The 18,661-nt window shown below is 44.4% G+C and carries 18 protein-coding genes; 12 read left to right on the top strand and 6 right to left on the bottom strand.

The genetic code is table 11. From position 1 onward, the window contains the following. Nucleotides 1-49: 49 nt before the first annotated feature. Nucleotides 50-1,363, top strand: coding sequence for a serine hydrolase (locus tag LJ707_RS13155; RefSeq protein WP_228951656.1), 1,314 nt, complete (start codon nucleotides 50-52; stop codon nucleotides 1,361-1,363). A gap of 1 nt (nucleotide 1,364) precedes the next feature. Here the strand turns inward: LJ707_RS13155 and LJ707_RS13150 are convergent, their stop codons facing one another. Continuing rightward, nucleotides 1,365-2,099: a DNA-formamidopyrimidine glycosylase family protein gene (locus tag LJ707_RS13150; protein WP_228951654.1), complete on the bottom strand. Its 735-nt coding sequence runs from the start codon at nucleotides 2,097-2,099 to the stop codon at nucleotides 1,365-1,367. 96 nt (nucleotides 2,100-2,195) lie between these two features. On the opposite strand from LJ707_RS13150, the gene LJ707_RS13145 reads away from it, so the two are divergent. The 6 genes from LJ707_RS13145 (at nucleotide 2,196) to LJ707_RS13120 (ending at nucleotide 7,651) form a co-directional block, all read left to right on the top strand. Continuing rightward, nucleotides 2,196-3,506, top strand: a complete 1,311-nt coding sequence (locus LJ707_RS13145) for an NAD(P)/FAD-dependent oxidoreductase (RefSeq protein ID WP_228951646.1) — start codon at nucleotides 2,196-2,198, stop codon at nucleotides 3,504-3,506. 295 nt (nucleotides 3,507-3,801) lie between these two features. Beyond that, nucleotides 3,802-5,136 carry an argininosuccinate lyase gene (gene argH, locus LJ707_RS13140; RefSeq protein ID WP_228951644.1) on the top strand — a complete coding sequence of 445 codons (1,335 nt, stop codon included), beginning with the start codon at nucleotides 3,802-3,804 and terminating at the stop codon, nucleotides 5,134-5,136. A gap of 55 nt (nucleotides 5,137-5,191) precedes the next feature. After that, entirely contained in the window at nucleotides 5,192-6,316 is a 1,125-nt protein-coding gene (locus LJ707_RS13135; protein WP_228951642.1) for an AhpC/TSA family protein, read from the top strand. An 11-nt stretch (nucleotides 6,317-6,327) separates the two neighbouring features. Further along, entirely contained in the window at nucleotides 6,328-6,657 is a 330-nt protein-coding gene (locus LJ707_RS13130) for a multidrug efflux SMR transporter (RefSeq protein WP_228951640.1), read from the top strand. A 4-nt stretch (nucleotides 6,658-6,661) separates the two neighbouring features. Continuing rightward, complete coding sequence (locus LJ707_RS13125) at nucleotides 6,662-6,904, top strand: YwbE family protein (RefSeq protein ID WP_228951638.1); 243 nt, start codon at nucleotides 6,662-6,664, stop codon at nucleotides 6,902-6,904. 99 nt (nucleotides 6,905-7,003) lie between these two features. Further along, nucleotides 7,004-7,651, top strand: coding sequence for a DUF1345 domain-containing protein (locus LJ707_RS13120; protein WP_228951636.1), 648 nt, complete (start codon nucleotides 7,004-7,006; stop codon nucleotides 7,649-7,651). Nucleotides 7,652-7,708: 57 nt separating this feature from the next. Here the strand turns inward: LJ707_RS13120 and LJ707_RS13115 are convergent, their stop codons facing one another. Then, nucleotides 7,709-8,380: a lipid-binding SYLF domain-containing protein gene (locus tag LJ707_RS13115; protein WP_228951634.1), complete on the bottom strand. Its 672-nt coding sequence runs from the start codon at nucleotides 8,378-8,380 to the stop codon at nucleotides 7,709-7,711. A 127-nt stretch (nucleotides 8,381-8,507) separates the two neighbouring features. On the opposite strand from LJ707_RS13115, the gene LJ707_RS13110 reads away from it, so the two are divergent. Together LJ707_RS13110 and LJ707_RS13105 are read left to right on the top strand one after the other, a co-directional pair. Further along, nucleotides 8,508-9,524 (top strand): acyl transferase, encoded by a 1,017-nt coding sequence (locus LJ707_RS13110; RefSeq protein ID WP_228951632.1) that lies wholly within the window; start codon nucleotides 8,508-8,510, stop codon nucleotides 9,522-9,524. A gap of 58 nt (nucleotides 9,525-9,582) precedes the next feature. Then, nucleotides 9,583-10,248: a PH domain-containing protein gene (locus LJ707_RS13105; RefSeq protein ID WP_228951631.1), complete on the top strand. Its 666-nt coding sequence runs from the start codon at nucleotides 9,583-9,585 to the stop codon at nucleotides 10,246-10,248. Nucleotides 10,249-10,260: 12 nt separating this feature from the next. Here the strand turns inward: LJ707_RS13105 and LJ707_RS13100 are convergent, their stop codons facing one another. Genes LJ707_RS13100 through tyrS form a run of 3 tightly spaced genes read right to left on the bottom strand, consistent with a single transcriptional unit; the run spans nucleotide 10,261 to nucleotide 12,531 of the window. Then, nucleotides 10,261-10,713, bottom strand: coding sequence for an RES family NAD+ phosphorylase (locus LJ707_RS13100; protein ID WP_228951630.1), 453 nt, complete (start codon nucleotides 10,711-10,713; stop codon nucleotides 10,261-10,263). 7 nt (nucleotides 10,714-10,720) lie between these two features. After that, entirely contained in the window at nucleotides 10,721-11,197 is a 477-nt protein-coding gene (locus LJ707_RS13095; protein WP_228951629.1) for an antitoxin Xre/MbcA/ParS toxin-binding domain-containing protein, read from the bottom strand. Between the two features lie 50 nt (nucleotides 11,198-11,247). Next, complete coding sequence (gene tyrS, locus LJ707_RS13090; protein ID WP_228951628.1) at nucleotides 11,248-12,531, bottom strand: tyrosine--tRNA ligase; 1,284 nt, start codon at nucleotides 12,529-12,531, stop codon at nucleotides 11,248-11,250. Between the two features lie 112 nt (nucleotides 12,532-12,643). Here tyrS and LJ707_RS13085 point away from each other — a divergent pair, with 112 nt between their 5' ends. The 3 genes from LJ707_RS13085 to LJ707_RS13075 all read left to right on the top strand — a co-directional run bounded on the left by LJ707_RS13085 (nucleotide 12,644) and on the right by LJ707_RS13075 (nucleotide 15,765). Further along, entirely contained in the window at nucleotides 12,644-13,330 is a 687-nt protein-coding gene (locus LJ707_RS13085) for a hypothetical protein (protein WP_228951626.1), read from the top strand. A gap of 119 nt (nucleotides 13,331-13,449) precedes the next feature. After that, entirely contained in the window at nucleotides 13,450-15,396 is a 1,947-nt protein-coding gene (gene rpsA / locus LJ707_RS13080) for a 30S ribosomal protein S1 (RefSeq protein ID WP_228951624.1), read from the top strand. 72 nt (nucleotides 15,397-15,468) lie between these two features. Continuing rightward, a complete protein-coding gene (locus LJ707_RS13075) occupies nucleotides 15,469-15,765 on the top strand; it encodes a hypothetical protein (protein WP_228951622.1) in 297 nt (98 codons plus the stop codon). A gap of 26 nt (nucleotides 15,766-15,791) precedes the next feature. On the opposite strand, the gene LJ707_RS13070 is transcribed toward LJ707_RS13075, so the two are convergent. Then, nucleotides 15,792-18,599: a carboxypeptidase-like regulatory domain-containing protein gene (locus tag LJ707_RS13070; protein WP_228951620.1), complete on the bottom strand. Its 2,808-nt coding sequence runs from the start codon at nucleotides 18,597-18,599 to the stop codon at nucleotides 15,792-15,794. Nucleotides 18,600-18,661: the final 62 nt, after the last annotated feature.

Genomic DNA, 18,661 nt, shown 5'->3' with positions numbered 1-18,661 from the left:
TTGTAACAAATTCATTTTCAATACCATCTTATCATCGAAACTTACTATCATGAAAAAACCGATCCTGATAATTACCTTCTTTTTAATAACCACGGCAGCATTCGCGCAAAACAGCATTAATAAGCCCCGGCTGGATAGCTTGCTTGATGTGCTTGCAGCTAATAACCGTAAAATGGTGAATATGGCTATCTCACAAAACGGAAAGATCATTTACCAAAAAAGTACCGGCATAGCATCATCAGGGGTTAAGGCAACGGCAAATACCAAATACCGCGTTGGCTCTATCAGCAAAATGTTTACCGCCACTATTATTTTTCAGTTGATTGATGCAGGCAAACTTAAACTGAGCGATCCGCTGTCAAAATGGTACCCCCAGTTGCCTAATGCCGAAAAGATCACCATCGGCCTGATGCTGAAACACCGCAGCGGCTTATTTAATTTTACGGCAGACAGTACCTATTTAACCTACTATACGCAACCCCAAACCGAACAGCAGCAAATAGCACGCTTTGCAAAGCTGCAACCGGCTTTTGCTCCCGATACAAAATCGGCCTACAGCAACACCAACTATGTGCTGCTGGCCTACATAGCGCAAAAAATTACAGGCAAACCATATGCACTGCTGATTAAAGAACGCATAACCGGCAGGCTTAAACTAAATGATACTTATGCCGGGGGCGCTATCGACCCGAAAAAGCATGAGGCACAATCGTACAAATACATTAACGGCTGGCAACAGGAAACAGCTACCGATATGAGCGTACCGGGAGGAGCTGGTGCCATTGTATCTACCCCTGCCGATCTGGCCCGCTTTATTGAGGGTTTATTTAACGGTAAACTGGTTAGCGATAGCAGCCTGAACGTTATGAAAACGCTTGACGGCCGGTTTGGCTCAGGCATGTTCGGTTACAGTTTTAACGAAAAATCGGGGTTTGGCCATAACGGCAGTATCGACTCATTTAATGCTGACCTGTCTTACTATCCCACAGAAAAACTAACTATTGCCATTTGCAGCAACGGCGGCACCTATTCGGTTAACAACATAGGCCTTGCCGCGTTAAAACTATACTTCGGTCAACCTTATCAATTACCCGTTTTCAGCAATATAAAACTTAATGAGGCTGATATGGATAAATATGTTGGCGTTTATGGCCTCGCCCAGGCGGCTATGAAAATAACCGTGGCCAAAAAGGACGACATGCTTACTGCCCAGGCAACCGGGCAAAACGCCTTTCCGCTTGAGCCTACAGCACCAGGCAAATTCAGCTTTGAACCGGCAGACATTGTGATTACTATTGATACCGCGAAAAAAGAATTAAACATAGCCCAGGGCGGCCATACCACCCTGTTTAAAAAAGAGTAGCTCAGTTGTAGCATTTTTGGCACCGCTCGCAATAAAAGCAGTGGCGTTTGGTTTTACCGAGGTCTTTTTTTACAAAGGGCACATGGTTGCGCGGGCATTCCTCCTGCTCATAAGCCTGCCAGTTACGGCTCAACGTTCCGGCCTGCTTCTGATCCAAAAACTTAAAACTGTAGGCAACTGTTTCGGCAATAAGTGCTTTAAGCCGTTTAGGAGGTATAGTATCGGCTATACTTGCCGGATGTATCTTTGATCGAAACAGCACCTCATTTTTGATAATATTGCCCACGCCCGAAAATACCTGCTGATCCAACAGTACATCGCATATCATGCGGCCGGGTTTGGCTTTAATTTTTTCAATGGCTTTTTTGGGATTAAAATCATCATTCATAATATCCGCCTGCCAATCGTAAACTTTATCCAAATCATCTTCAATCAGCAGTAATTTAGCTACATAAAAGTACAGTATACCGTTAGTGAACTCCAATTGCAACACGGCGTTACGCTTGCCGGGTTCATCAATTTTATAGGAGCCGAAGAGCATAAAATGCACCCGTACGGTGAGCTTACCAAAACATAACAGCAGGTGCTTGCCCCAGCTTTTAATATCAGTAAGCACTTTGCCCTCCAGCATAGCCGGCTCAAAAGCCGGGGTATAGCCAATGGCAGCCACAACCCGTTTACCCTTAAATTTTTGCAGGTTTTTTTTGGCGATGATAATGGTGGGTCCTTCGGGCATTTAATTGAGTTTTATATGGATGATAACAAGCATTATTGAATACGGTTGTAGTTAAGGCGCATGTTTTGTTAATTTGCTTTATCTACCATTTTTTTTATGAAAACAACAAACGTACTTGTAATTGGCGCAGGTGCTTCAGGCCTAATGGCCGCCCACAAGCTAACACAGGCCGGTAAAAGCGTTACCGTGCTTGAGGCGCGCAACCGCACCGGGGGCCGCATACATACTATTTACAATGAATTATTTTTTCAGCAGGCCGAGCTTGGTGCCGAGTTTGTACATGGCAACCTGCCCGTTACGCTGCAATTGCTGGATGAAGCCGGATTAAAATATCAGCCTGCCGGTTTTGAAATGTGGCAGTACGATAACGGCCGCTTTACGCAAAACGAAGAAATGATTGAGGGCTGGGACGAACTGCTTGATAAACTTAGCTCGTTGCAGCAGGATATACCCCTGAGCGAGTTTTTGGATACATATTTCAGTGATGAACGTTACGCGCCCCTGCGCAAAAGCGCCATCCGTTTTGTATCGGGCTATGATACCGCCAACCCTGATCTGGCCGGCGCCAAAGCCCTGGGGAACGAGTGGCAGCACGAAGAGGACGACCAGTACCGTGTTGCCCGCGGTTATTGCCGAATGATAAAATACCTGGCAGATACCTGCAAAGCCGCGGGTAACAGCATAGTTTTAGGTTCGGTGGTAAAACACGTTCGCTGGGAAAAAGGCCGGGTTAGCGTGGCGACCGAAGATGGCAAAGTGTACACCGCGGAAAAAGCCATCATAGCATTACCACTTGGTGTTTTAAAGGCCGAACCAGGCATAAAAAGCGCTATTGCTTTTACCCCGCAAATACCTGAGCAATTAGCTGCCATAAAAAAAATAGGCTTTGGGGCGATAATTAAAGTGCTCCTTGAATTTGATCATGCGTTTTGGCATGATAACGATATAGCCAAACTGGCCGGTGCTGATCTGAAAAATATGGGCTTTTTGCTGAGCAGTGAGGCCATACCCACCTGGTGGACGCAATCGCCCGACGCATCACCTATACTTACCGGATGGTTAGGCGGACCCGCCGCTTTTGATAAAAAGGATGTAAGTGATGAGGATTTGCTGCATTCAGCCCTGACATCACTAAGCCATATTTTTAAGATACCGCCGGGTATATTAAAAAGCAACCTGATAGCCTGGCACATTGCCAACTGGACCGCCGACCCTTTTACCCTTGGCTCATACGCTTATGACATGGTGGGCAGTGACAAGGCCCGCGAAACACTTTACAAGCCTGTTGACGATACCATATACTTTTGCGGCGAGTACTTATATGAAGGCACCGCCATGGGCACCGTAGAGGCGGCGCTAAGCAGCGGCAAGGATGTGGCGGGTAGAATTTGTTCAATTCTACCTTAACTACCGTCATTGCGAGGTACGAAGCAATCTCTGAGCGACTTGTCTAAGGGAATATCTTAAAGAGATTGCTTCGTACCTGGCAATGACGTATCTTTTCATAATTATATAATTTGTCATCCCGGGCGATAGCGAGGGATCTGCCAATGTTTATAGACGGCGACAGATTTCTCCTCGTACCTCGTTCGAAATGACAGGAGTTTTTATATATTCTTATACTCCCTTTCCCTTGGAGAGGGCTGGGGTGAGGTATCATTTTAAACGGTATACATTCCCTATAAATTACCATATTTGCAGCATGAGCAAACTTTGGCAAAAAACCACCTACGTTAACCAGTTAGTAGAAGATTTTACCGTGGGCCGCGACCGCGAGTTTGACCGCCAGATGGCCGCTTTTGACGTGCTTGCCTCACTGGCACATACGCGTATGCTGCAAAGTATTGACCTGATGAGCGCCGAGGATCTTAATGTGGTGCAGGCCGAACTAAAAAACATCTACAAAGAAATAGCCAACGGCGACTTTGTGATTGAAGAACATGTAGAGGATGTACACTCACAGGTAGAGTTGCTACTCACCCGCCGCATTGGCGAGGCCGGTAAAAAAATTCACAGCGGCCGTTCACGTAACGACCAGGTACTGGTTGACCTGAAATTGTTTTTTCGCCATGAGTTGCAACAAGTGGTTGCCGAAACCGAAAACCTGTTTAAGCAATTAATTGAACTCAGCGAAAAACATAAGGATGTATTGCTGCCGGGTTATACCCATTTGCAGGTGGCCATGCCATCATCATTCGGCCTGTGGTTTGGCGCTTATGCCGAAAGTTTGGCCGATGACCTTGAGCTGGTATTAGCCGCTTATAAAATTACCAACAAAAACCCATTGGGTTCGGCGGCGGGTTATGGCTCGTCGTTCCCGCTTAACCGCACGCTTACCACGCAGTTGCTGGGTTTTGAGCGCTTAAACTATAACGTTGTTTACGCGCAAATGGGGCGTGGCAAAACCGAGCGGATCATTGCGCAGGCGCTATCATCAATAGCGGCAACCCTGGCTAAAATGGCTATGGACCAATGCCTGTACCTGAGCCAGAACTTCGCCTTTGTAAGCTACCCCGAAAACCTGACCACCGGTAGCAGCATAATGCCGCATAAAAAAAACCCGGATGTTTGGGAGATTATGCGCGGTAAATGTAACCGCCTGCAAGCCCTGCCTAATGATGTGGCCATGATGACCACCAACCTACCATCGGGCTATCACCGCGAACTACAATTGCTGAAGGAGCTATTGTTCCCGGCGTTTACGGAACTGAAGAATTGCCTGCACATGGCCACCTTTATGCTGCAAAACATCGAGGTAAAAACCAATATTCTGGACGATCCTAAATATGCCTACCTGTTTAGTGTTGAAGAGGTAAACAAACAGGTGCTCAACGGTGTGCCTTTCCGCGATGCTTACAAACAGGTAGGCATGGCTATTGAACAAGGCAACTTTAACCCCGAAAAAACGGTTAACCACACCCATGAGGGCAGCATAGGCAACCTGGGTAATGAGCACATCAGCGCGGCGTTTAACGAGTTACTCTCAAATTTTAAGTTTGATAAGGTTGAACAGGCTGTAAATAAATTGGTTGAATAATTACTAAAATACGATCAGGTATAGGTAGATTTACAATAAAAGTATATCTGATCGTATGTATTTCACCACTCTGCCTAAACAAAAAACACTTCTCATTCTCGCATTTGCTGCGTTCCTTTTTGCATCCTGCAAGCAAAATAATACGGTAATCATCAAAGGTGATATTAAAGGACTTAATACCGGTATGGTGTATCTGGCCAAAACCTATCCTATCGGTGGCGAGCCGTTTGATTCTGCCAAAATCACTAATAGCCAATTTGAATTTAACATCCACCCAGATACCGTAATTGAGCCGGACCTGGTTATGCTAACCTATAATCGCGATGGTAAACAAGAGCCTTTATTTGTAACACATCAGGAAGCGAAGATTACGGCTCAAGGCCGAAATGGCTATGATAGTTTTATGCTCGAACCCGGCACTATTGAAATTAAAGGTGATTTTTCTAAACCGAACGCTAAAGCGATGGTTACGGGCGGGCCGCAAAATAAATTCTACTTTAAAAATTACGATCTTCCTTTTATACAGATCAGTATTGACTCCAATCAAAGGACAGCCCAGGCTGCAAGGATAAACAAACTCATAAAAGGAACACCCGATGCTTTTTACACAATACACGCTTTGCAAAATCTGCAGTATGATTTTGACCACAAAACGCTCGAAACCTTTTACAATAATTTTAGCGATGCCGTAAAGACCTCACACAAAGGGCGGCAGTTTAAACAATTTATTGATGACCAACCGGCCAGTAAAAATATTTTTTTACAAAGCCATTTTTTCGATGTAAAAAATCAGTCGCTGCCTGTGCTCGACAGTACCAAAAAGCTGAACATTGTAATTTTTTGGGCAAGCTGGTGCGGCCCGTGCAGAAAAGAAATACCATCCCTAAAAAAGATATATAGCCAGGTACCCTCTGATAATATACGCATGGTAAGTATATCTATAGATGATGAAAAAGCCGATTGGCAAACCGCCATGGCGCAGGAAAAAATGCCCTGGCAGCAACTTTTAATACAACCTGCCGAGAAAAACCGTGCCGACGCACGTTACAACTTAGGCTTCATCCCACAGATATATATCGTAGATCAGCACAATAAAGTGGTTAAAAAAATTAATGGCTTTGAAGAAGGCGGTGATAAGGAGATTATTAATTTTATAGATCAGTATCTGGCAAAAAGCTGATATTTGCCCACATGAACTGGTTTATCCTCATCATAGCCGGCCTTTGCGAGGTTGGCTTTACCACCTGTTTGGGCAAGGCCAAAGAAGCTTCGGGCAGCCTGTACTGGTCGTGGATCGGTGGGTTCCTGTTTTTTTTGACCTTGAGCATGATCCTGCTTTATAAAGCTACCCAAACCCTGCCTTTGGGCACTGCCTATGCAGTTTGGACGGGCATCGGCGCGGTAGGCACGGTAATTATCGGCATCATGTTTTTTAAGGAGCCTGCCAGCTTCTGGCGTTTATTTTTTATCGCTACGCTGATAAGTTCAATTGTTGGGCTTAAATTTGTATCCTCACATTAATATTATGGCAGGTATACCCACATTCAGGCTCAGCAGCGAAGGCGGCGGCAACAACGGCCAGCGCCGCGAAGATATTTATCCCGGCCTGGAGGTTGATATCATCCTGAAAAAAGATCAGCGAAGCGGCAAACGTACCCGCGGCATTGTTGAAAAGCTGCTTACCAGCGCGGCCTTTCATTCGCGCGGTATAAAGGTTAGGCTGGAAGACGGGCAAGTAGGCCGTGTAGCCGAAATTATCGGCGACTAAAAATTCATCAGCAAAGGCGTATAATAATTTGCCGCCGTTTACTCATATTTGATACATGAGCGGCATCACCCCAAATTGCGTAAACCCAAAGGATTATTTTTGCGCATAGACGCGAATTACCGTATCTATATCTCGCTGCTGGTAGCTTCAGGCGCATTCTTTATTTTCCGTGCCGAATCAATACCCGCAACCATCCTTACCACCTGGATAGGCTTTGCCCTGAGCATTATTATACTGGATTGGGTGGTGATATTTGGTGCCCATCCGCGCGAGATCCGCAAAATAGCCAGTCTGGAAGATTCAAGCCGCACGTTGATATTCATTATTGTATTAGGTGCCGCTTTGATCAGTTTATCGGCCATTTATATATTACTGAAATCAACCAAGGGCCATGCGGATGATGAAGTTACCGCGAACGTTTTTTTGGCACTTGGGGCGGTTATTACTTCGTGGTGGCTGGTACATACCCTTTTTACCATGCGGTATGCCCATATTTATTACGATTTACAGGCTGATAAACCTGACGCACCTACAGGCCTGCAATTTCCGGATGAGCCCCTGCCCGATTATCTCGATTTTGTATACTTCTCTTTCGTAGTCGGGATGACGTTCCAGGTGTCTGACGTGGAAATCTCCTCACGCCGCATCCGGCGTTTGGCGCTGGTGCATGGCCTGGTATCGTTTGTATTTAATACGGCAATCGTTGCATTAAGCATCAACATTATCTCCGGCCTGGTATCAAACTAAAAAAGCCAACCCTGTGCAGGATTGGCTTTTCGTATCGGTTTTACACGTTACAATAAATTACATCTTGGCCAAAGTAGCTTTAAGATTTTTAACTTCCTCGGTTGAGCTTTTTGATGAAGCGAATATATCCTGCGAGGTAGCCTTTGCGCCATAGTAGTTAGCAATAGATGTTTTATCAATTGCCAGGTTTGAACCATTGATGCTGATACCGGCAAATAAGCCTTTACTGCGCGAGTATGAGTAGATCTCGGCATCCAGTTCATGGTCAGTGCTTGCGCTCGAACTGCGGCCAACCGGACCAGCCGTTGCCGACACATCGCCACCGATAGTAAAGTCGCCGTTTTTAACCTTGGTTAACACACCCTTGCTTTTAAACACCAATACCAGGTCAACTGATTGAACACCAATCTGAAAACCGATACTACCGCCGGTCATGGTAATAAATACCGGATCGCTCCAGCTACCGTCGGCCAGTTTTACCATAGCTACACCCTTACCGCGTTTACCGCCAATGCCAAAACCCGCGTTTATTAGTTTAGGGATTACCACCAGGCCCTGGTATTCCTGCAAAAGTTCATGCGGTATGCTCTCCTTCATTTTGGTGAATGCCGTAAGCACCTCGGTTGATTTATTAATCCTTTCTGTTTCCTTACCTGCATCAGCGGCCGAAGTAAGTATAAAAAACACGCTTAACAAAAGCGGGAGTTTTAAAAATTTTAACGTTTTCATAAGCTCTTTAAATATTTGGTATCATCTATGTATTTAGCTGCAATATTACAACCACTAAGCATAACGCTTGTTTACCTAAACGCGCATTTTACTTTAATATGATAGGTACGGCAGCCGTTAAATTTGCATGGCCGGGCAATTAATTATCTTTGCAGTGATGAACAAACCCGGTAAAGAGCAAGTATTTTCTATCAGCAACGAGGCCGACTTCAATCATACTGCACTTGAAGTATTCAGGTATCAGGCTGAGTATAACATTGTTTACAAGGAGTTTTTAAGCGGATTGAATGTTGACGCAGTTTTGGTAAAGGAGGTTACAGCCATCCCTTTTATGCCGGTGGAATTCTTTAAATCGCAGGCGGTAGTTACCTCGCATGATGATATTGAGCTAACCTTTACCAGTTCGGGCACTACGGGCATGGTTACCAGCCGCCATCACGTTACCGATGTAAGCTGGTATGTGCAGAGCTTCCATAAGGCATTTGGTTTGTTTTATGGCGATATAAGTGAATATACCGTGCTGGCCTTGTTGCCCTCTTACCTGGAGCGTGAGGGATCATCACTTATTTACATGGCTGATGATTTGATTAAACAATCAAACAATCCCGACAGCGGCTTTTACCTGTACAACCATGCCGACCTGTTTCATCAGCTTAAAAAACAACAGGAGCTAAAAAAGCCCACTTTATTGTTAGGCGTAACCTTTGCCCTGCTCAACTTTATTGAACTATACCCGATCAACTATCCGGAATTGATAGTGATGGAAACCGGCGGTATGAAAGGCCGCCGCAAGGAAATGATACGTGATGAACTGCACGCTACGCTTTGCCGGGGCTTTGGGGTGAGTTCAATACACTCAGAGTACGGCATGACGGAGTTGCTCTCTCAGGCTTACTCAAAAGGCGAGGGTATATTTAACTGCCCACCCTGGATGCGCATCACCCTCCGCGACCCAAATGATCCGCTGAGTTTAATAGGCACCGGTAAAACGGGCGGCATTAATATTATCGATCTGGCCAACATCAATTCCTGCTCATTCATTGCCACGCAGGATCTGGGCAGGGTTTATGCTGATGGCTCATTTGAGATACTGGGCCGCTTTGATAATTCGGACATTCGCGGCTGTAATTTACTGATAGCGTAAACTTTATTTGCACCTATCAGTATTTTGCTATTTTTGCGTGAGCCCAAAAGCTAAAAATATGATAGAGAAATTTCTAAACGATCAGCAGGATGCCGCTGCCGTTGAAAAAGTATATACCCGCCTTGTTGACCTGCTTACAACCGGCGAAGAGATATTATACATAGCCGTACAAAAAAAACCGCTGGTAAACCTGTTTCCGGATTGTATTGCGCTTACCAACAAGCGCGTACTGTTTTTTACCCCGGCAAACCTTGGCCTTTCCATCAAGTTTATTGATTTTGTTTGGAAGGACGTTGTTGACGTGCACACCAAGGAAGAAATTATTGGCGCGGTATTCACTGTAAAAACCGTTAACGGTGCCGAAATGGGTGTTGATTACCTGCCCAAAGTGCAGGCCCGCAAACTTTACCAATACGCTCAGGAGCGTAAAGAAGCCGAGCGTGAAGCCCGCCGCCTGCGCGATCTGGAAGAAAAACGTGCCGAATCAGGCTCGGTAAATATTGATAACCCCGGTCATGTTGCCATACAGCCACCCGCACCTGCTCCGGTAATACTGCCTGAACCAACACCGGTACCTGAGCCTGTTGCTGTTAAGGAAGAACCTGTTGCCAAGCCCGACGAACTGACCGAAAAGCTCAAGAAACTAAAAATGCTTTTTGATAACAGCCTGATCTCGCAGGAAGAATACAATCAAAAGAAGCTGGAATTATTAAAGGACCTGTAAAGGTCCTTTTTGCTACAAAAGCCTGTCATCAAACCTGAAAGGCGAAACATTAACAATACGGGCCTTTTCCATATCGGGATGCCTCGGGTTGATCAGGTAATTAAATTCAGCCGGTACAATGATGGATGGAACGGATAAAATAAGATGCTCTCCTTTTTTCAGGAACTCATCACCTATTTGCCTTGTTATGCGCGATACGGATATGTCATGCCAGTTTTCAGGTAATGATTGCACATCTATCTGTAATATACTGTTCGCCGGCAGTTCAATTTCAACAAGGCAATAATTATCGGGCACTAACAAGGGCGGTAAATGCACCAATACCTCCAGCACAGCTAATGAGCGTGATGATGCGGTGTACAGCATCGGCCTGCCTTCGCTGTTCCAGCGGCCGCCATACAAGCGCGCGCCGGTTCCGGTAAGGTCGCGCCCGTAATCGTAGCTGGTAATACGGTAAACTATCATTTACACGCTAAGCAAATATACCATGCTCAATACGGCCCAACTCACGGAATACCATATCAAAACCTGCCGAGGTATCCAGTAATGAAACCGGCGTTTCACCTTTAAATATATACGATGGGGTTTTTATCCATTGTTTAAATTTATCGGCAGCGCCAAAAACCTCCTCGCCGCGTTTGTACAGGCGGGCCAGTTCAACAGCCTTTTCAGCATATTCCTTTTTGATGATGGCATCATCCTCATAGCGCTGTAGCGTACGCTCAGAGATATGCAAAATATTGGCCAGCTCCTGAATGTTGAGCGATATTTTTTTGGCAAGGCTAAGCAGCACATGTTTCGGAAAGCCCTGCCTTGCCAGGTTAACAACATCAAACTCGGTATTGAATTTTAATGATTTATTGCTGCCCAGCAAATTGTAATATGGAGTGGGCGATGGCAGATAGGCAACCATCGGCTCACTCAACTGATTTTTTTCATCCTTTTTCATAACTTACCGACATTTATACAAATATAAATACAAAATGTCGTAAATTATGTTTATTCAGCAATAATTAAAAAATAATTTTTCTTTCCTTTTTGTGCTACCAGGTATTTCCCGTTTATCAGGTGATCAGCATTAAATACATCATCAGGCGTAGCTATTTTATTTTTATTTACCGCAACGCCGCCACCTTGTATCATCTTTTTAGCTTCGCCTTTTGACGGAAACACGGCTGTTTTACCGGCTAATAATTCGGTAGCGCTGATGCCTTGATTAAGTTCGGCAAGTGATATATTAAAGTTAGGCACACCTTCAAATATGCCTTTTACCTCGGCATCGGTAAGTTCATTCAAAAATTCGATGCCTACGTTCCCGAATAAAAAGTCTGACGATTTGATCGCTTTTTCGTAAGCCGCTTCACCGTGTACGCGTATAGTTATATCCTTCGCCAAAGCCTTTTGCAATATGCGCAAATGCGGTGCGGCATCATGCTCGGCATCCAGGGCTTCGATTGTTTCTCGGTCCAGTAAAGTAAATATACGGATGTAACTTTTGGCATCGGCATCAGTACTATTCAGCCAAAACTGGTAAAACTGGTAAGGCGATGTGCGCGCAGGATCAAGCCATACTGCGCCGCTTTCGGTTTTACCGAATTTAGTACCATCAGCCTTTTTAATTAACTGGGTAGTTAGCGCAAAGGCCGAACCCGCGTCTTTACGGCGTATAAATTCGGTACCGGTAACTATGTTGCCCCATTGGTCGCTGCCGCCCATTTGCAGTATACAGTTATGGTTTTTCCAGAGGTAGTAAAAATCATAGCCCTGCACCAACTGGTAAGTAAATTCCGTGAACGACATGCCGGTATCACCCTCAAGGCGTTTCTTTACCGAATCCTTAGCCATCATATAATTTACAGTGATGTGTTTACCCACATCGCGTATAAAATCAAGGAAAGTAAAGTTTTTGAACCAGTCGTAATTATTAACCATTTGGGCGCTGTTGGCACCGCTGTTAAAATCCAGAAATTGCTCCAACTGCTTTTTAACACACTCCAGGTTATGCTGAAGCACATCTTCTGACAGCAGATTACGCTCCTGCGATTTGCCCGACGGATCGCCCACCATGCCGGTAGCACCGCCAACCAACGCGTAAGGCTTGTGGCCCGCGCGCTGAAAGTGGATCAGCGTCATGATCTGGGTAAGGTGGCCCACATGCAGCGAATCGGCAGTAGGGTCGAAACCGATATAGCCCGAGGCCATACCTTTATTCAGTTCGTCCTCAGTTCCGGGCATAATATCATGCAGCATGCCCCGCCAGCGTAATTCTTCAACAAAGTTCATTGTACGTAATTTTCAAAAGCTGCAAAGATAAAATAATAACATTATTGCCACCGTTCTCATTAAAAATTAGTAAATTGTGATGATCGCGTAAAATTTAATTCAAACGCCACCTATGAATTTTTTGTCGCATTACTACTATGAGCGTGATAACACAAACTGCTATTTTGTGTTGGGCACCGTGCTGCCCGACCTGCTCAAGAATGCCGATAAAAACGTAATTATTCATCCCGAGAAACTGGAACACCCTGACCCGCGCGTTAACGCCCTGATAGGCGGCTGGAAAAAACACCTGGAAGTTGACAGACATTTTCACTCATCCGCTTTTTTTGCCGAACACTCGCATGCGCTAAGGCTTGAACTGGCCCCGGTTATAGCAGGCTCGGCTGTAAAGCCGTTTTTTTTAGGCCATATTGCTATTGAGCTGATACTTGATAACCTGCTTATCACCACCGGTGAGGTTAACCCGGATGACTTTTACGATCATTTACAGGCTTGTAACAGCGATGTAATAGTTAACTTTTTGCAATTCAGCGGCATGGATGATCCGGATATATTTCTGCGGTTCTTCGCCATGTTTAAAAAAGAACGCTACCTGCACTCCTATGCCGAAACCCAGCACATTGCTTACGCGCTTAAACGTATATGTATGCGTGTATGGCCTACCCCTTTTACCCCCTCGCAGGAAAACGCCATTGATAATGTACTGATAGCTTACCGCCAAAACATCTTTAATAAATATATGGATGTATTTGATGTTGTAGGCGAAGGATTAGCATCCGATACCGAGAAAATGATGTGATGTTGATAAAAACTGCCTTAAAATCAACATTTAACATTAAATAAATTTTTTTGTACCAAAAATATATCTGTACCTTTGCAGTCCCAATTTATAATTGGGAAAAGGAGAAAATTTATTTAATGGCAAAAAAACAAGAAGCAGAAAAAGAATTAAAAGCGAAGCAAGCTGAACTCGATTCAGTAAATGCCTCTGCGCAAAAAGAAACAATTGAATCAGAAGCTGATTCATTTTCTATTGACGACATCAAACTACAACTGGCAACCCCATCAGCAGATTTTGACTGGGATGCTGATGACAAAAAATTCGGCAACTACAATGACGAAGAGCGCCAGAAGCTTGAGCAATTGTACGATGGTACATTTAGCTCAATCACTAAAGGCGAGATCATTACAGGTACTGTAGTGAACATCAACAGTAAAGATGTTGTGTTAAACGTAGGGTTCAAGTCAGACGGTTTAGTGTCGGCTTCTGAATTCCGTGATATGCCTGACCTTAAGGTAGGCGATAAAGTTGAGGTTTTTGTTGAATCGCAGGAAGATGCTAACGGCCAGTTAGTACTTTCACGCAAACGTGCAAAAACACAACAATCATGGGAGCGCATTAATGCTGCTTTAGATAACGATGAGATCATCACCGGTTTTGTTAAGAGCCGTACCAAAGGTGGTTTAATTGTTGATATAATGGGCGTTGAAGCCTTCTTACCAGGTTCACAGATCGATATCAAACCTATCCGTGATTACGATGTGTACGTTGGTAAAACTATGGAATTCAAAGTTGTTAAAATCAACCACGAATTCAAAAACGTTGTGGTATCTCACAAAGTTCTTATCGAGGACGATCTGGAGAACCAAAAAACTGAGATTGTTGCACGCCTTGAAAAAGGCCAGGTATTGGAAGGTACCGTTAAAAACATTACTGACTTCGGTGTATTCATCGATCTTGGTGGCGTTGACGGCTTACTGCACATTACCGATATATCATGGGGCCGTATCGAGCATCCGCGTGAAGTACTTGCGCTTGATCAAAAGATCAACGTTGTGGTACTTGACTTTGATGACGAGAAAAAACGTATCGCCCTTGGCTTAAAACAACTTACCCCGCACCCTTGGCAAAATTTGGATGAAAACATCCAGGTTGGCTCAAAAGTTAAAGGTAAAATTGTTACTGTTGCTGATTACGGCGCATTCCTTGAAATCACCCCTGGTGTTGAAGGCTTGATCCACGTATCAGAAATGTCATGGTCACAAAACCTGCGTAACCCTCAGGAATTCCTGAAAGTAAGCGACGAGGTTGAAGCTCAGGTACTTACTTTGGATCGTGAAGAGCGCAAAATGTCATTAGGTATTAAGCAATTAACGCCTGATCCATGGCAACAAGCTGCCGATAAATACGCTGTTGGTACTCAACACGTAGCTACAGTTAAAAACATGACCAACTTTGGTGTGTTTGTTGAACTGGAAGACGGTATCGACGGTTTGATCCACATCTCTGATCTTTCATGGTCTAAAAAAGTGAATCACCCTAATGAGTTTACTAAAGTTGGCGAGAAACTGAACGTAGTAGTTCTGGAGCTTGATACCGACAACCGTAAACTGAGCCTGGGCCACAAACAACTTGAAGAAAACCCTTGGGATACTTTTGAAACCGTATTCACTATCGACTCGATACATGAAGGTACAGTATTAAAAGTAACTGATAAAGGTGCTATCGTAGCTTTACCTTACGGTGTTGAAGGCTTTGCGCCAACCAAACACCTGGTTAAAGAGGACGGCACAAGCGTTAAAGCTGACGAAACTGCTGAATTCAAGATCATTGAGTTTAACAAAGAGAACAAACGTATCGTTATTTCTCACTCACGCATCTGGGAAGAAGCACGCGCCGAAGCACGCGTTCAGGACTTTGAGAACCGCAAGAAGGAAGCTAAAGCTGCCAGCAATGCTGTTAAAAAAGTGAAAGATTCTGTTGAGAAATCTACTTTAGGTGATCTTAGCGTACTTGCACAATTGAAACAACAGATGGAAGGCGCTGAAAGCGAAGCCCGCAAATCTCAGGAAGATTCAAAATAAGCATTAAGTAAATTTAATTCTTCATAGCAAAGCCGCTGTATTTAGGTACAGCGGCTTTTTTATATTGATACCGTGAATAAAATTTTTACCCCTAAGCATTCGGCACTTATCATCGTAGTTTTATTTTTTGTGTCGATAGCCGTGCTGTTTACCCCGCAAATAAATAAATCGGCGGTAGTTATATCTATGATCGTTAGCGCCGCGCTTGCCGCTTTAAGTTATGGCATGTTGGCAAGGCATATCATTTATAACTGGGCCGGTTATAATACCTCTTTAAAAACAGTCAACATTATAATAGCCCTTTGCCTGCTGCCCATGTTACTGCTTATGCTGTTTTTACCGTATGCGGTATCAACTATTCAATGTTAACAAACGTTACCGTTTAACCGGATGTATCACTTTGATTTTTGCTGCTCGCTGATAGTTATCTTTTCAACACGGCAGCCGTAACGCCCATCGAGCGAAGTACCTTCTATAATCAGTGTATATGTCCCCGGTTTTGCTCCTGCAAAAAAGGAGAAGTTTGCTTTACCCTTATCATCGGTTATAATGTTAGGTTCCCAGTGGATGGTTGAGCGATAATCGGGTACATTAACATCTTTTACAGTATAACGGGGGCGATAAAAATCCTTATGCGGCTGTAATGGCATAGGGCGATACACATAACTGCCAAAGGTGCTGCCACTCAAGGTTGGCCCCGCGCCACTGCGGGTGGTAACAGATAAAATGTAACTAACATCCGTGCGCATCATCTGAATATCTTTTACATCCTCGGCACTTAAACGGGTAAAAAATGAATTCACGTTAGTAAAGAACTCATCAGGAGCCGCGGAGCTAAATCCATTCCCGGTAGGGTCGCCAGGTATAGCATCACCTAATAATCTCCTAATACTCATGCCGTCAACCACCACATCGCCTATCAGGATCGACTCATAAACATAGTTATCCTGGCGTTGAATACCTATTTTAGTGAATATTGTTGGAGAATAAGTATTGGAAATACGGAAACGTTTAAGCTTGCTGTATAACAAATCCTTGAGCGTTGTGCGCCGGGCTTCAATAAGTTCCTTTTCTTCTATCTGTTTTACGGGCGTGGCCCAGGCCATACCTATTCTTTTACTTGCCTTTTTACCTTTAATATTTACCTCATCAAGTATAGGCCCTTTAACATTACCGGCATTGAGCTTATTATTCTTTTCGGCCTGCTGCTTGTTGGCTTGCAGATAATTCAGCAGGGTTGGGTCGCTTTTGTAAAACCATGGCACAGGCTTGAGTGGTTGTGCGGCCATTGGCCACATTGGCAAAGGCTCAAACACCTTTATAGCGCCGTTAGGTACTTTACCCTTGGCATTGTGTATCTTGAGTGTATAGGCTATGGTATCAGTAACAGGCAGGTCAGTAAAAGTAAACAGCCCGTTATCGTCTGTTTGGGTATCTGCAATAAACAAGTCGCTGCTCAGGGTGGACAGGATGGTGACCCTGGCATTCTTCATAGGCTTTTTAAATAATCCTGTCACCTTGCCCGATAGGCTATTATTAGCCTCGGCAATGTATTTAAGCCCGGTATCTGTTTTTAAAATATCAGTAGTATTATAATTCGTCCACCCTTGGGTAAGCAGCAATATATCCAACGCACGGCGGGTAGTTAACGTATCATCCTTAAAATACCATGCCGGTTGCTCAACATATCCTTTTAGGTTGGCGGTAAGCAACATGCGGCTTATTATATTGTCGACATATCCATCATGCCTGATCTGCCCGTCATCCGTTACCGAGGCCGAAAAACTGCCGATAACGGGTTTGCCATCCCTGCCAGTAACATCTAACCCGATGCTGATGCTATCTCTCAGCAAATAGCTTTGTGCAGTGGCAGGTTTAATATGCAGCCCATCATGATGATCAACAAAAAAGCGGCGCTCGTTAAGTGGCTGGTTAAGCTCATTCATCAGCATTACCTGCGCAATGCCGGTAGGGAAAAGCTGTTTGCTTATTACCCTGTTATAAACACCCTTGTTTAAAACCAGGGGCAAACCAAAATACACTACATCCCGCGACTGCGCGATCAATGAAAAATGCTTACCTGCCATATCCGGCGTACCGGTAACATAGATGATCACCGAGTCGGACTTAGAAATGTTATCAACCCTCAATACCAACCCTGAAGCCTGCACTTCGGGCAGCTTATGGCTGATCACGGTACTATCATTCACCTGTATTTTAGCCATATATTTTTCACCGGCCTGCGGCATCAGGGCAAACATGCCCATACCATTATGGGTAGTTGTAAATACGCTTACTTCCTCACTTTTTGAATTGAATACACTGCCTTTTATATTTACGCCAAGCCCATCCTCACCAATTACCTTGAGGGCTACACGGCTATAAAGCCCTGCTACGAGGCTGCCGCCCTCGGGCATAAACTGTACATCAATATTTTGCGCTACACCGCTGTAAAACGGAAAAGATGCTGTTTGCGCTTTATTTTTAATGTTGGCCAGGCTAATGCTTAAACTGCCCGTATCAGCCTTTGCAGGTATTATAAACGTAGTGTTGATGATGCCGTTATCAGGCGTAACATGTGTGCTTTTAAATAAGGGTTTACTGCCGCTCAATATGCGCATCTCAACATCCTTATAGCCCTCGGGGCGTTGCTGCATATCCTTAATTTGCAGAGATAGGTTAACCTCGGTACCATTGGCCACTTTTTTTATAGTGTGCGATGATGATACCAGCCACGAATCGGCAGCAGGCCTGCCGATGTAAAACTGTTTATGAAAAAAATGATCCTCATTAAAATTACCCATCCAGTTGGTATACGCGCGGATAGTATAGCCACCATCGGCCAGCGTTTTATCATCAAGCACCATATACCCCTGCGCAAGGCCTGATGCTACGGGCACGGCAAGTTTTTGTACCTCGCCGTTTTTATCATTTAGTAATGATACATACAGCTTTGAACTTTTAACAGATGGGGCCCCATTTGCAGCCATCAACAAATAAGCCTTAAACCAAATGGTATCGCCCGCGGCATAGTAAGGTTTATCAAAATGGAGATACAGTTTTTCAGCCGGATATTTGGTTTGATAGGCTTCGGCAGCAGCGATGTACTTTTTTATTCCGGCGGTATCTGTTTGGCAATAAGCATTGCTAAAACCGGTTATAAATACAACACATACAATTAATAACTGCTTAAAATAAGGCATAAGGCGGGGCGGTAAAATTAAAGTCAAGATAGGCATCTTTAATTAAACATGATGCAAGGGCT

It is taken from the genome of Mucilaginibacter sp. UR6-1, from assembly GCF_020880975.1.
Lineage (GTDB): Bacteria > Bacteroidota > Bacteroidia > Sphingobacteriales > Sphingobacteriaceae > Mucilaginibacter.
This window is presented reverse-complemented; position numbering and strand designations above follow the sequence as displayed.

What these genes read in the sequence shown, in the direction of transcription:
- LJ707_RS13155 (WP_228951656.1), top strand. Translation starts at nt 50, where the DNA reads ATGAAAAAACCGATCCTGATAATTACCTTCTTTTTAATAACCACGGCA.
- LJ707_RS13150 (WP_228951654.1), bottom strand. Translation starts at nt 2,099, where the DNA reads ATGCCCGAAGGACCCACCATTATCATCGCCAAAAAAAACCTGCAAAAA.
- LJ707_RS13145 (WP_228951646.1), top strand. Translation starts at nt 2,196, where the DNA reads ATGAAAACAACAAACGTACTTGTAATTGGCGCAGGTGCTTCAGGCCTA.
- argH (WP_228951644.1), top strand. Translation starts at nt 3,802, where the DNA reads ATGAGCAAACTTTGGCAAAAAACCACCTACGTTAACCAGTTAGTAGAA.
- LJ707_RS13135 (WP_228951642.1), top strand. Translation starts at nt 5,192, where the DNA reads ATGTATTTCACCACTCTGCCTAAACAAAAAACACTTCTCATTCTCGCA.
- LJ707_RS13130 (WP_228951640.1), top strand. Translation starts at nt 6,328, where the DNA reads ATGAACTGGTTTATCCTCATCATAGCCGGCCTTTGCGAGGTTGGCTTT.
- LJ707_RS13125 (WP_228951638.1), top strand. Translation starts at nt 6,662, where the DNA reads ATGGCAGGTATACCCACATTCAGGCTCAGCAGCGAAGGCGGCGGCAAC.
- LJ707_RS13115 (WP_228951634.1), bottom strand. Translation starts at nt 8,380, where the DNA reads ATGAAAACGTTAAAATTTTTAAAACTCCCGCTTTTGTTAAGCGTGTTT.
- LJ707_RS13110 (WP_228951632.1), top strand. Translation starts at nt 8,508, where the DNA reads ATGGCCGGGCAATTAATTATCTTTGCAGTGATGAACAAACCCGGTAAA.
- LJ707_RS13105 (WP_228951631.1), top strand. Translation starts at nt 9,583, where the DNA reads ATGATAGAGAAATTTCTAAACGATCAGCAGGATGCCGCTGCCGTTGAA.
- LJ707_RS13100 (WP_228951630.1), bottom strand. Translation starts at nt 10,713, where the DNA reads ATGATAGTTTACCGTATTACCAGCTACGATTACGGGCGCGACCTTACC.
- LJ707_RS13095 (WP_228951629.1), bottom strand. Translation starts at nt 11,197, where the DNA reads ATGAAAAAGGATGAAAAAAATCAGTTGAGTGAGCCGATGGTTGCCTAT.
- tyrS (WP_228951628.1), bottom strand. Translation starts at nt 12,531, where the DNA reads ATGAACTTTGTTGAAGAATTACGCTGGCGGGGCATGCTGCATGATATT.
- LJ707_RS13085 (WP_228951626.1), top strand. Translation starts at nt 12,644, where the DNA reads ATGAATTTTTTGTCGCATTACTACTATGAGCGTGATAACACAAACTGC.
- rpsA (WP_228951624.1), top strand. Translation starts at nt 13,450, where the DNA reads ATGGCAAAAAAACAAGAAGCAGAAAAAGAATTAAAAGCGAAGCAAGCT.
- LJ707_RS13070 (WP_228951620.1), bottom strand. Translation starts at nt 18,599, where the DNA reads ATGCCTTATTTTAAGCAGTTATTAATTGTATGTGTTGTATTTATAACC.